This window comes from Dokdonella aquatica, from assembly GCF_051987395.1.
Taxonomy (GTDB): Bacteria; Pseudomonadota; Gammaproteobacteria; order Xanthomonadales; family Rhodanobacteraceae; genus Dokdonella.
This window is the reverse complement of sequence record NZ_CP197094.1, coordinates 1178046-1189849: the sequence shown is the minus strand read 5'-3', so window position 1 is coordinate 1189849 and position 11804 is coordinate 1178046. Positions and strand designations below refer to the sequence as shown.

Here is an 11804-nt window from a genome sequence, read left to right as displayed (position 1 = left end):
GTCGGTTGAAAAGGAGGTGGGTGATGCAAGGGAAGACCTTCCAGACGGATGTGGTGGCATCGGTGCTGGCAATCGTCGTTGCGGCGCAGATGCATGCCGGCGATGTGCATGCCGCCCGCGACGAGGTCGGCCGATCACCGAATGCGACAGACGCGGTCGTTGAGCTACTGGCCGACTCGCCCGATCCGAGGTTCGCGGCGCTCGCGGCTTCGGCCTCGCCGACCGATCGACGTACGGCGCGCCTGGCCGATGTCGCAATGCGCGCGCCCGACGACGCCTTCGTGCAGTGGATCGTGGCGTCGAAAGCCGAAGGTGCCTTGCGCGACGAGGCGATCGACGCGCTCGTGCGCATCGCCCCCGACGACGCGGCGACCTGGTTGTTCGCGTTGTCGGGGGCGGTCGCCACCGGCGACGACAAGGCGACCGCGGCGGCACTCGCGCGCATGGCGCGGGCCGGCCGCTTCGACGACCGCTACAGCGCGATCATGATGGAATGGCTGCGCGCGGCACAGGACCATGGTCCGTTCCGCAGTGCGGGAGGTCCCGCATCGGAGTACGACACCACGGTGCTGGCGGTGAGTTTCGCCTCGGCCCATGCGCTGCCGTCATTCCGGCCGTTGACCCTTGCCTGCGGCCTTTCCGGCGACGCGAAGGTCGTGGTCGACCTCGATCCCGTGCGGCGCGACGACTGCCACGCGATCGGCCTGCTGCTCGCGACGCGTGGCGACACGCTCGTGGCGCGTGGCATCGGCGGCGCCTTGCTGCGCGCGGTCGACGCACCGGAGCGCGACGAGCAGGCGCGCATCTTCGCCTACCAGCATGGCGCGCACGCAGACGACATCGCGTCCAACCTTGCGCTCGCAGGGGAGGACGACGCGATGCGCACGCTCGCGGCGGACTGGCGCGAGGGCGGTACCGAGATGGCGGTGCTCGAGAGGCGCCTCGCGCGCGCCGGCGTTCCTTTCCTGCCCCCGGACGGCTGGCGTGCGCCGGAGCGCAAGACGCCGCCGGCACCCTGACCCGGCACGCCGCGCCGAGCTGGTGTAGGCTGCCGCCAGCGTGGCGTACCGACGGGAGGCGAGATGCTGAAGGTCATGGTGGCGAGTTCCAAGGGCGGTTGCGGCAAGAGCACGATCGCGACGACGCTGGCCGCGTACTACGCACTCAAGGGCAAGGCGACGGTGCTCGCCGACGCCGACCGGCAGGGCTCGAGCAGCCGCTGGTGCGCGCGCCGCGCCGAGCTCGACACGGCCGTGCTGCCGGTCGACGCGACGCGCAAGGGCTGGCAGCAGCGCATCCCGTCCGATGCCGATCGCGTCGTCATCGATACGCCGGCCGGCGTAAGGGCCAGTGACATCGCCGCGTCGGTCGACGAGCTCTCGGCGATCGTCGTGCCGGTGCTGCCCTCGACGATCGACCTCGACGCGACGACGGCCTTCCTCGAGGAACTCGCCGAGCTTCCGCGCATCAAGCGTGGCAAGCTTCCGGTCGGCCTCGTCGCCAACCGCACCAAGCCCTGGACGAACGCTTCGCAGCACGCGATCGACCAGATCCGCGAGCTGCCCTTCCCGCTCGTGGCGACGTTGCGCGACACTCAGGCCTACGTGCTCATGGCCGGACTCGGCAAGAGCATCTTCGATTACCACTCCGAGATCGTGCGCTCGCACCAGGCCGACTGGGACAAGCTCGTGCGCTGGCTCAACAAGGCGGCCTGAACCGCGGCGCACGGCATGCCGCAGCGCGGCTTGGGCAAACCGTGGCGCTTGCGGCATCATGGCCGCCCGCTGCGCAGGAGTTGCCATGACCGTCCGCCAGATCATCCTGCTGCGCCACGCGCACGCGGAACCTCCCGAAGAAGGCCAGGCCGATGCCCAGCGCCCGTTGACCGATGACGGCCAGCGCGAGGCCGCCGCCGCGGCGGCATGGCTCAAGGGCAAGGGCGTGCAGCCCGATGTCGTGCTGTGCTCGCCGGCACTGCGCACGCGCCAGACCTCGGTGGCCGTCGTCGCCGCGCTGGGCGCGCTCGACGTGCGCGAGGAGCCGCGCATCTACGAAGCCACGCCCGGCACACTGATCGAAGTGCTCGACGACCACGCCGATGCCGATTCGGTGCTGCTGATCGGCCACAACCCGGGCCTCGAGACGCTCGTCGCGCTGCTCACCGACGGCACCTCCGATACCGGTCGCGGCATGCCGACCTCGTCGATCGCGTGGCTCGATCTGGACGAGGAGGCCGCGCTCGAACCGGGCGTGGCCAGCCTGCGCCATTTCTGGTGGCCCTGACCGGCACGATCCTGCCGGCCTGGATTGCCGGCTTCGTCGCGCTCGCCACGCCCGAGCGCCAACCCGAGGTGGTCGTGCTCGACAGTGCGCGCTCGAGCGCGACGTTCAGCGTCAAGGTGTTGTGGATGGTCGACGTCGACGGCCAGTTCGGCGGTGTGCACGGCAACGTGCGCATCGACCGCGAGCGCGGCGAGGCCGTCGTCGAGGCGCGCATCGATGCCAATGCCGTGCGCATGCGCCGGCCCGGCACCGAGAGCTGGGTGAAATCCCCCGAGTTCTTCGATGTCGAGCGTCATCCCGAGGTGCGTTTCGTGTCGGCACCGTTTCCGGTCGCGCGCCTCAAGCAGGGCGGCGACCTGCCCGGCTGGCTGAGCCTGCGCGGGGTGCGCGGTCCGGTCACGTTCCAGATGCAGCCCGCCACGTGTGACCATCCCGCCTACGACTGTCCGGTCGAGGCGAACGGCACGATCCGCCGTGCGTCGTTCGGCATGCGCTCGCGAAAGGGTACGCTGTCGGACAAGGTCGAACTCAAGCTCAGCATCCTGGTCCGCCCGCACGACACCCAAGCGACACCGTGAACGCCATCTCCTTCCTTTCGCGCACGCCCCGCTGGCGCGTGCCGCTGCTGCTCGCGATGCTGGCGCTGCTGGGTGGCTGCGGGCTCAACCGCCAGCTCGCGCGCCAGGCCGATGCGGTCGTCGCCGCCGAGCGCGTGCACGAGGTGACCTGCGCGCGCGCGGACCATTGTGCGATCGCCTCGCCCCTGGCCGAGCTCGCCGCGCGCACCCGCGCCGAAGGCAGCGACGACACCCCCGTGCACTTCACGACGATGCTCGAGCGCGGCGAGGACGCCCTGCTCGCACGCATCCACCTGATCCGCGCCGCGCGTCGCAGCATCGACATCCAGACCTTCATCTGGGACGACGACGACGCGGGGCGGCTCATCCTCGACGAGCTGCTCGAGGCGGCGCGCCGCGGCGTCAAGGTGCGCGTCATCGCCGACCAGCTGTTCTCGCTCGAGGATGCCGAGCTGCTGTCGCGGCTCGCGCGCATGCACGCGAACTTCGAGGTACGCATCTACAACCCGACCTTCGACAAGGCGGTGACCCGGCCGCTCGAGTTCGCGGTCAGCATCGTGTGCTGCTTCACGCGCTTCAACCAGCGCATGCACAACAAGCTGTTCCTGGTCGACGACCTTTACGGCATCGCGGGTGGTCGCAACCACCAGAACCGCTATTTCGACTGGGACCACGAGTTCAACTACCGCGACCGCGACGTGCTCGTGACGGGCCCCGTCGCCGGGCGCGAGATGGCCGCGTCGTTCCAGCAGTTCTGGACGTTCCGCCGCGCGGCGCCGTTGACCCGCCTCAACGACGTCAACCGCAGCATCGTCGCCGAGGCCGGCGAGGTCCTCGAGCTGCCGGCGCTGCATCCGACCGTGCCGCAGTACGTCGAGCGCATGCGTGCCTGGGCCGCCGACGAGGGCGAGGTGCGCCGCCGCTTCGTCGACACCGCGATGCGCGTCGGCCATGTCGACTACTTCTCCGACAGTCCGCACAAGCAGGGCGCCGCGCCGACCGAGGACCGCATGCTCGGCGACCGCATCGCCGGCCTCATCGCGGGTGCCCGCTCGCGCATCGTGCTGCAGACGCCGTACCTCGTCATCAGCAAGCGTGCGCGGCGCGTGTTCGCCGACCTGCACGCGCGCGAGAACGCGCCGCGGATCATCGTGTCGACCAACTCGCTCGCGGCGACCGACGCGTTCTACGTCTACGCACTCTCGCACAAGTACAAGAAGCGCTACCTCAAGCTCGGCTTCCACATCCACGAGTACAAGCCGTTCCCGGCCGACGCCGCGGCGATGGTCGCCAACTATGCCGAGCTCAGTGGCGCCGGCGACAGCAAGGGCTACCAGCGCTACGGGCAGGCGCCCGTGGCAACGCGCGGCGTACGCCTGGGCATGCACGCCAAGTCGATCGTCATCGACGACGAGATCGCGCTGATCGGCTCGCACAACTTCGATCCGCGCTCGGACAACTACAACACCGAGTCGGGCTTCATCATCCGCGACCGCGAGGTGGCACGCCGGCTCACCGCCGAGATCGAGCGCGACATCGCACCCGGCAATGCGTGGACGATCGCCAAGCGGCCGCGCACCAACCTCCTGCACCGCATCAACAACGCGATCGCCGATTTCTCCACCGCGCTGCCGCTGTTCGATTTCTGGCCGTTCCGCTACTCGACGAGCTACGAACTCGACGAGGGCTGCGAGCCGCTGCCGCCGAACCACCCGCGGTTCCACGAGTGCTACACCGCAGTCGGCGACTTTCCCGAGGTCGACCTGCCGCTCAAGACGATCTACACGCGCATCGCCACGGCGTTCGGTGCGGGCGCGGTCGGCATCCTCTAGATGCCGCCGCCCGGCGTCGATGCCGGGCGGCCGTGCCGTATCGCCGTTGACGCGTCCGGGTCCGCCGTCTAGTCTCGTCGTCCCCGTTTCCGTCCCTCAGTGGAGTCGCTCCCCCATGTCCCTGGACATCACGATCCAACTCGACGATGCCGATCTCGACCATTTCGTCGAGGCGATGCGCCGCGCGCAATCGAAGGCTGCCGACGTGCCGGCGGAGACGATCCTGCAGGCGGCCTCGAAGCTGCTCGACACGGTCCCGAACGTGCGCGTGCCGCACTTCATCGAGGATCGCCTCGGCAAGCTCGACACGATGATTCAGCTCGTCGCCGACGAGGGTTACGGCCTTCCCGACGAGGACCGCAAGCGCGTGCTGTCGTGCCTGGCCTACTTCGCCGACCCGCACGACATCATTCCCGACAACGTGCCCGTGATCGGCTTCCTCGACGACGCGATCATGATCGAGCTCTGCGTGCGCGAACTGCGCCCGGAGATCGAGGCCTATTCGGACTTCGTGCTCTACCGCAATCAGGAAGCCGCGCGCCGTGGCGTCGACCCGGTCGAGCTCAAGGCGCAGCGCGTCGACTGGCTCGAGACGCGCCGCCTCGAGGCGCACGAGACGATGCGCAAGCGTCGCCGCGACGGTTACGGCGGTGGTGGCGGCTGGCAGCCGACGCTGTTCCGCACGCGCTGATCGTTCCTCTCAGGGCGTCGGCCCGGACGTGAAAAAGGCAGCCACGAGGCTGCCTTTTTCTTTGCGGCGCGGGAATCCTGCCTGTCCCTTTCCTCATCGACGGGGAGAGGGAGGGACGGTGGCGCTGGGTGTCCCATGCATCGCCCCGAAGCCGGGTGATCCTCGGCTTTCCGCTCGACCCGCAGGGCGTGACGCCGGCGAGGGTCCCGCATCGGGATCGCGCAACGAAGAAGGCCGCCCGGAGGCGGCCTTTTTCTTCACTATCCGCGATGTGCTGCGATCACTGGCACGGCCACGGCAGGTACGACGAGTCCATGCTCGACGAGCACGACCACTCGCCGTTCGAGAGCGTCCACTCGATGCGTTCGATGCGCGCCGCGAACGGGATGTCCGAGGACGACGACAGGCGCACCGTCACCGAGCACTCGGGCGTGTAACCGCCGAGCTGGATCGAGTCGATCCACGGGTTGGACGACGTGCGCTCGTCGGACAGGCATTCGCCGGCCTGGGCGGCCTGTGCGGCCTCGGCCTTGATGCCCTCGATCTCGGCGGTGATGCCGCTGAGGCCGGCCTGCACGGCGGCCTTGTCGGCCTCGGCATTGTCGCCGCCGAAGCCCGGCACGCTGGTGACTTCGGCCGGCAGCGACGACTCCTCGAACGGGTTCGACGAGCCCATTCCGGCGCCCTGCAGCGCGGCCATCGTGCCGACCATCTGGCCGACGAACACCGAGTAGCCGATCGCGGCGAGGAACGGCAGCACGTTGAGCAGCCAGCCGTACCACGGCATCGGCGGACGCACGGCCGGCAGCGGACGGCCCGGCTCGACGGTGCGAAACACCACGCAGGTGTTGGCCATCATGTCGTGCAGGCCCTGCTTGCGGCCCGTCCAGCCGGCCATCATGTAGCCGATGTTGAAGATCATGCCGGACACGATCTTGCCGAAGAAGCGGCCCGTCGCGCGTCCGAAGCTGATGCGGTTGCCGCGGTCGTCGGTGACCTTGAGGCCCATGATGCGCTTGCCGAACGTGGCCTGGCCGGTGCCGCTCTCGAGCTTGGCGAAGTAAAGCCACGCCAGCACGATGAGCAGCACGTAGACGAGCATCGTCAGGCCGAGGATCACGCCGAGGTTTCCGCTGGCCACACCGATGCCGCCGACGACCGCCATGAGCACCGCGAAGATGATCGTCAGCACGATCGAGTCGAACACGTAGGCCGCGCAGCGACGCCAGAAGCCCGCATGCACGATGGCGCCTTCCGGCAGCATGTCGCCCGCGGCCGCAGGCGCACCGGCGTAGCCACCCGGTGCGGCAGCGGCGTAACCGCCCCCGGCTGCAGCGGCCGTCGCGACTGCGGCGGCAGGATGCACGGCCGTCGGTGCGGCATCGGCGGCGACCGCCGAGAACGCGACCGTGGCCTGCTGGTCGGCGACCGGCTGCGGTGCCGGCGCGACGCGCGGCGCGGGAGCGGGTGCGAGGAACGGGCGCCACGTGTTGCTGCCGACCGCCGCGACGTTGATCGTCGTCGGCCAGGCGCCGCTGCGCACGCGCTCCTCGACGAACGCGTGCGGCACCGGGCCGCGCGGCGTGTTGTCGACGAGCACGAACAGGCTGCCTTCGGCGCCGAGGGCATGCAGTTCGGTGACCGCGCCGACCGAGGCCGCGCCGGCCTGCAGCGTCTGCAGCTTGGCGAGGTCGTCGCTTTCCTTGATCGCGATCGGCACGCGCGAGAGCAGTTCGGCGCGCAGGCGTTCGGGATCCATGCGGAAGAACGTGGCCAGCGCAGGCCACACGTTCGCCGCGTCGTGACCCGGCTGGACGTCGCCGGTCAGGACCAGGGCATGCTTGAGGGTATCCATCGTTTCCTTCCCCATCGGTGATCAGGCGGTGCCGGGCATCGGCCGGCACCGGACGCGAAGTATCGCCGCCGTGGCGGCCTTATGCACGCGCGCTCAGCGGCACTCGCGCGGCAGGTACGTGTCGGGCAGATGCGACGTGCACTCCCAGTCGAGCACGCCGTTCGACGGATCGCCCGACGAGATCCACGTGAGTTCGCCGCCGCGCACGCCGGACGGCATGGACGCGTCGTTGCCGAGCGACACCGTGATCGTGCACTCCGGCGCGACGCCGCCTAGCGTGATGCCGGCGACCCAGGCCTGCGTCGAGGGACGCGTGCCGCGCAGGCAGGCGTTCTCCTTCATCGCATGCTCGGCGACTTCGAGGCGAAGCGTCGCCACGTCGGCGGCGACGCCGGTGAGTTTCGACCGCGCCACGTAGGTGTGGTAAGCGGGAATCGCGATCGCGATGAGCGAGGCCGGGATGGCGAGCACGCAGAGTGACGCGACGATGTTGAGCAGCCAGCCGTACCACGGCATCGGTCGGCGTACGGTCGGCAGCGGACGGCCCGGATGGACGTCGTCGAAGATCACGAGCGTGCCGGCCATGAGGTCGTGCAGGGATTGTCGACGCGCCGTCCAGCCGGCCATGAAGTAACCGACGAACAGGATCAGCCAGGAGATGATCGCGCCGAAGTAGCGCCCCGTTGCCTGGCCGAAGCCGATGCGCCGCCCGCGCAGGTCGGCAACCTTGATGCCGAGTGCGCGCTTGCCGAGCGTGGCCTGCCAGCCCGAGCTCTCCATGAGCGTGAAGTACAGCCAGTGACCGACGATCGAGGTGATCAGTCCCAGCAGCGGAATGATCGAGACCACGAAGCTCGGCACCATGACCACGAGCGCGTCGAGCACGTAGGCCGCGAAGCGGCGCCAGAAGCCGGCATGGATCGCCTCGCCGGTCGGCAGTTCGGCGGCATCGTCGCGGCCGCCGTCGACGTTCCAGATCGTCGTCGGTCCGGTCGCGTGCGTGGCCGTGTCGGTCGCTGCCGAGGCGGCTGGCGCAGCGGGTTCGGGTGCCGCGAACGGCAGCCACGCCGACGTACCGAGGGTGGCGACCAGGATGTCGGCCGGCCACGTGCCGTGCTGCACGCGGTCGCGCACGAACTGGCGCGGCACGGGACCCCGCGGCACGTTGTCGAGGAGCGCGAACACGGCCGCTTCGGGTCCGCTCGCGTGGACTTCGGCGAGTGCCCCGATCGCCTCGATGCCGGCCTGCATGGCCTGCAGCTCGTCGAGCGAGGTGTGCTGGCGCACCGTGATCGGCGCGCGCGCGAGCACGTCGTCGCGCAGGCGCTGCGGGTCGAGGCGGAAATGCGTGGCCAGCGCGGGCCAGGCCGTGTCCGGATCCACGCCCGGCAGCAGCTCGCCGGTCAGCACCAGCGCGTACGTCGTGTCGCTCATCGGAACTCCCCGGTGCGCGCCCGCCTGCGCGCCGCAATAATGGCGGGACGGTCGCGCCCCCGAGTCGCGACCGCTTGCAGCACGCCCCCGTGCGTCAGCGCTCCAGGATCGCCGTCACGCCCATGCCGCCGGCCGTGCAGATCGAAATCAGTCCGCGTCCCGAACCCTTCTCGGCAAGCAACTTGGCGAGCGTCGCGACGACGCGCGCCCCGGTCGCCGCGAACGGGTGGCCGAGCGCGAGGCTCGAGCCGTTGACGTTGATCTTCGCCGGGTCGATCGCGCCGAGCGGCGCGTCGAGGCCGAGGCGGTCGCGGCAGTAGTCGGCCGACTCCCACGCGCGCAGCGTGCACAGCACCTGCGCGGCGAAGGCTTCGTGGATCTCGTAGTAATCGAAATCCTGCAGCGTGAGCCCGGCGGCCGCGAGCATGCGCGGGACGGCCACGGTCGGTGCCATGAGCAGGCCTTCGCCGTGGGTGAAGTCGACCGCGGCGACCGCCGAATGGGTCAGCCAGGCCTGCACGGGCAGGCCGCGCGAGGCGGCCCATTCCTCGTTGGCGAGCAGCACGGCCGAGGCGCCATCCGACAGTGCGGTGGAGTTGCCCGCGGTCAGCGTGCCGTGGCCCGAGGTCTTGTCGAAGGCGGGCTTGAGCGAGGCGAGCTTCTCGAGTGTCGTGTCGGGACGCAGGATGTTGTCGCGGTCGAGGCCGCGGAACGGCACGACCAGATCCTTGAAGAAGCCGCGCTCGTAGGCGGCGGCGGCCTTCTGGTGGCTCTCCCAGGCCAGGCGGTCCTGCTCCTCGCGGCCGATCTTCCACTCGCGCGCCATGAGCTCGCAGTGTTCGCCCATCGACTTGCCCGTGCGCGGCTCGGCCACGCCCGGGAACGACGGCGCGAGCTCGCCGAACGAGAAGCCCTTCACGGCGGTCTTGAGCTTGTCGACCGGCTTCTTCGCACGGTTCATCGCCAGCAGGCGCTGCTGCAGCGCGCGTCCGTAGACGATCGGCACGTCGCTCGTGGTGTCGCTGCCGCCGCCGATGCCCGCGGCGATCTCGCCCGTGGCGATCCTGCTCGCGACGAGGATCGCGTTGTCGAGGCCGGTGCCGCAGGCGCGCGCCGTCGTGATGCCCGGCGTGGTCGGCGCGAGGCCCGACGACAACGTCGCCTCGCGCGCGAGGTTCCATTCCGAGGCGTGCTTGATGACGGCGCCGAACGCGACTTCGCCGAGTTCGACGCCATGCAGGCCGAAGCGCTCCACGAGCGAACCGAGCGTCTTGACGGCCATGCCGTAGTTTCCGACGTCGGCGTAGGCCGTGTTGTTGCGGCAGAACGGGATGCGCACGCCACCGATCACGCCGACGCGTTTGCTCGAAGTCACGTCCACCTCTCGCGCAGGGAATACGGAATCGACTGCTATTATGCAACGCGAAGCCCCCGTTCGCCGAATCCTCCATGTCCTACGTCTTCGATGTCGAGCGTCTGCAGCGCCTCGCCGCGCAGCACGGCGCCGGCTACCGGACGGCATCGCCGTATCCGCACGTCGTCATCGACGACTTCCTCGAGGCCGATGCGGCCGCGTCGATCGCCGCGTCGTTCCCGCAACCCGCCGACGACGTCGGCTGGGACTACTACGGCGCCGAGCACTTCGAGGTGAAGATGGGTTCGTCGCGCGAGGAGCGTTTCCCCGCGCACCTGCGCCAGGCGATCCACGACATGAACTCGGGCGTGTTCGTGCGCTTCCTCGAAGCACTGACGGGCATCGACCACCTGCTGCCGGATCCGCACCTCGTCGGTGGCGGCATCCATCTCACGCGCGCCGGTGGTCACCTCGGCATCCACGCCGACTTCAACTGGCACGAGCGCCTGCAGGCGCATCGTCGGCTCAACGTGCTGATCTACGTCACGCCCGACTGGCAAGAGGCCTACGGCGGCGAACTCGAGTTGTGGGACAAGGGGGCGAAGGCGCTCGCGCGCCGCGTGGAACCCGTATTCAACCGCGCCGTCGTGTTCTCGACGCTGTCCGACAGCTTCCACGGACATCCGCGTCACTGGACGCCGGTCGACGTGAACCGCCAGTCGATCGCGCTGTACTACTACACGACGGCGAGGCCTGCCGAGGAGATGCGCGAGCCGCACAACACGCTCTACAAGGGTTACCACTTCACCTGACCGGCGTGTCCTCGCCCGAGGTGAAGAGCGTCGGTGCGGCCGGCCACAGGTGCCAGAACGCGGACTGCTCGCGCAGGCGACGATCGAGGTGGGCGAGGTAGCGCTGCATGATCGCGGCGGCATCCGTTCCCGCCTGCAGCGTCTCGAGGCGCAGCTGGCGTCGCCCGCTGGCGGGATCGAGTCCGCAACTGAGGATCACGACGTCGACGCGTTCCGACTCGGCGAGTCGCGCGAGTCCGAACGGCATGTCCACGCGATGTCCCAGCAGGCTGCCGGGCATCCTGCGCTGGCCCGGCTCGGCAGGCACGTCGAGCATGCCCATGACGCTCTCGCCACGGGCGAGGGCTTCGCGTATCGCGGCGCTGCTGCCGCCCGTGTAGAGGACGCCTTCGCTGCCGATGCGGCGCATCGCGCGCGCGCGCACTTCGCCGTACCACGACGCGACGCGTCCGGCGCCGAAATCGCGCGGCACGGGCCGGCGTGCGAGGAAGTGCGCGCGCACGCCGTGCGCGGCGAGCAGGTGCCAGATCCAGTGGCCGCTGCCCCAGTGGAACGTGAGCAGGATCCGCGGTCGATCCCGTTCGGGCCAGGCTCCCTCGACGTCGACGTGGCGGCTCCACCAGCGCCGGCCGCGCAGCAGTGTCAGCCAGGTGTCGGCGCGTTCGACGAGCCTCACGAGGCGGAAGCACGCCTTCCAGCCACGGACATCGGCGATGCCCACGTGCTCGACGGCCATGCGCGCCGCGGCCTCGACGTCACGCTCGTGCAGGCGGCCATGGCGTGCGCGCCAGCGCAGCAGCGCGAAACCGGCGCGCCACGGCAGCAGTGCGACGAGCAGCGGCAGCGCGAACAGTTCGAGGGCGTCGGCGGCGTTGCGACGGACGAGATCGATCACGGGATGCAGGGGTCCTCGCGCGCCGGGGCGCGCGGCGAGGCGATGGTACACTCCGCGCCCCTCGAACCGG

At 69.8% G+C, this 11804-nt stretch carries 11 protein-coding genes; 7 read left to right on the top strand and 4 right to left on the bottom strand.

The window, feature by feature from the left end; genetic code table 11:
- The first annotated feature begins 23 nt into the window (after window positions 1–23).
- The 6 genes from ACQQ2N_RS05250 (at window position 24) to ACQQ2N_RS05225 (ending at window position 5384) form a co-directional block, all read left to right on the top strand.
- Window positions 24–1019 (top strand): hypothetical protein, encoded by a 996-nt coding sequence (locus tag ACQQ2N_RS05250; RefSeq protein WP_440224632.1) that lies wholly within the window; start codon window positions 24–26, stop codon window positions 1017–1019.
- Between the two features lie 63 nt (window positions 1020–1082).
- Window positions 1083–1715, top strand: coding sequence for a nucleotide-binding protein (locus tag ACQQ2N_RS05245; RefSeq protein ID WP_440224631.1), 633 nt, complete (start codon window positions 1083–1085; stop codon window positions 1713–1715).
- Between the two features lie 85 nt (window positions 1716–1800).
- Window positions 1801–2283, top strand: coding sequence for a SixA phosphatase family protein (locus ACQQ2N_RS05240; RefSeq protein ID WP_440224630.1), 483 nt, complete (start codon window positions 1801–1803; stop codon window positions 2281–2283).
- The gene (locus tag ACQQ2N_RS05235) at window positions 2274–2861 is read left to right on the top strand and encodes a YceI family protein (protein ID WP_440224629.1); all 588 of its coding nucleotides are present in this window, start codon (window positions 2274–2276) and stop codon (window positions 2859–2861) included. Before ACQQ2N_RS05240 ends, ACQQ2N_RS05235 begins: the two co-directional genes overlap by 10 nt.
- The gene (locus tag ACQQ2N_RS05230) at window positions 2858–4693 is read left to right on the top strand and encodes a phospholipase D-like domain-containing protein (protein ID WP_440224628.1); all 1836 of its coding nucleotides are present in this window, start codon (window positions 2858–2860) and stop codon (window positions 4691–4693) included. The genes ACQQ2N_RS05235 and ACQQ2N_RS05230 overlap by 4 nt, the downstream gene beginning before the upstream one ends.
- A 115-nt stretch (window positions 4694–4808) precedes the next feature.
- Window positions 4809–5384, top strand: a complete 576-nt coding sequence (locus ACQQ2N_RS05225) for a YkvA family protein (RefSeq protein WP_440224627.1) — start codon at window positions 4809–4811, stop codon at window positions 5382–5384.
- A 280-nt stretch (window positions 5385–5664) separates the two neighbouring features.
- Here ACQQ2N_RS05225 and ACQQ2N_RS05220 read toward each other — a convergent pair whose 3' ends face one another.
- The 3 genes from ACQQ2N_RS05220 to ACQQ2N_RS05210 all read right to left on the bottom strand — a co-directional run bounded on the left by ACQQ2N_RS05220 (window position 5665) and on the right by ACQQ2N_RS05210 (window position 10048).
- Window positions 5665–7239, bottom strand: coding sequence for an RDD family protein (locus ACQQ2N_RS05220; protein ID WP_440224626.1), 1575 nt, complete (start codon window positions 7237–7239; stop codon window positions 5665–5667).
- A gap of 93 nt (window positions 7240–7332) precedes the next feature.
- Window positions 7333–8673: an RDD family protein gene (locus tag ACQQ2N_RS05215; protein ID WP_440224625.1), complete on the bottom strand. Its 1341-nt coding sequence runs from the start codon at window positions 8671–8673 to the stop codon at window positions 7333–7335.
- Window positions 8674–8767: 94 nt separating this feature from the next.
- Window positions 8768–10048 (bottom strand): acetyl-CoA C-acetyltransferase, encoded by a 1281-nt coding sequence (locus tag ACQQ2N_RS05210; protein ID WP_440224624.1) that lies wholly within the window; start codon window positions 10046–10048, stop codon window positions 8768–8770.
- 74 nt (window positions 10049–10122) lie between these two features.
- Between ACQQ2N_RS05210 and ACQQ2N_RS05205 the strand changes: the two genes are divergently transcribed.
- Window positions 10123–10839, top strand: coding sequence for a 2OG-Fe(II) oxygenase (locus tag ACQQ2N_RS05205; protein WP_440224623.1), 717 nt, complete (start codon window positions 10123–10125; stop codon window positions 10837–10839).
- Here the strand turns inward: ACQQ2N_RS05205 and ACQQ2N_RS05200 are convergent.
- Window positions 10832–11734: a hypothetical protein gene (locus ACQQ2N_RS05200; RefSeq protein ID WP_440224622.1), complete on the bottom strand. Its 903-nt coding sequence runs from the start codon at window positions 11732–11734 to the stop codon at window positions 10832–10834. The genes ACQQ2N_RS05205 and ACQQ2N_RS05200 overlap by 8 nt on opposite strands.
- Window positions 11735–11804 lie beyond the last annotated feature (70 nt).

What these genes read in the sequence shown, in the direction of transcription:
- ACQQ2N_RS05250 (WP_440224632.1), top strand. Translation starts at nt 24, where the DNA reads ATGCAAGGGAAGACCTTCCAGACGGATGTGGTGGCATCGGTGCTGGCA.
- ACQQ2N_RS05245 (WP_440224631.1), top strand. Translation starts at nt 1,083, where the DNA reads ATGCTGAAGGTCATGGTGGCGAGTTCCAAGGGCGGTTGCGGCAAGAGC.
- ACQQ2N_RS05240 (WP_440224630.1), top strand. Translation starts at nt 1,801, where the DNA reads ATGACCGTCCGCCAGATCATCCTGCTGCGCCACGCGCACGCGGAACCT.
- ACQQ2N_RS05225 (WP_440224627.1), top strand. Translation starts at nt 4,809, where the DNA reads ATGTCCCTGGACATCACGATCCAACTCGACGATGCCGATCTCGACCAT.
- ACQQ2N_RS05220 (WP_440224626.1), bottom strand. Translation starts at nt 7,239, where the DNA reads ATGGATACCCTCAAGCATGCCCTGGTCCTGACCGGCGACGTCCAGCCG.
- ACQQ2N_RS05215 (WP_440224625.1), bottom strand. Translation starts at nt 8,673, where the DNA reads ATGAGCGACACGACGTACGCGCTGGTGCTGACCGGCGAGCTGCTGCCG.
- ACQQ2N_RS05205 (WP_440224623.1), top strand. Translation starts at nt 10,123, where the DNA reads ATGTCCTACGTCTTCGATGTCGAGCGTCTGCAGCGCCTCGCCGCGCAG.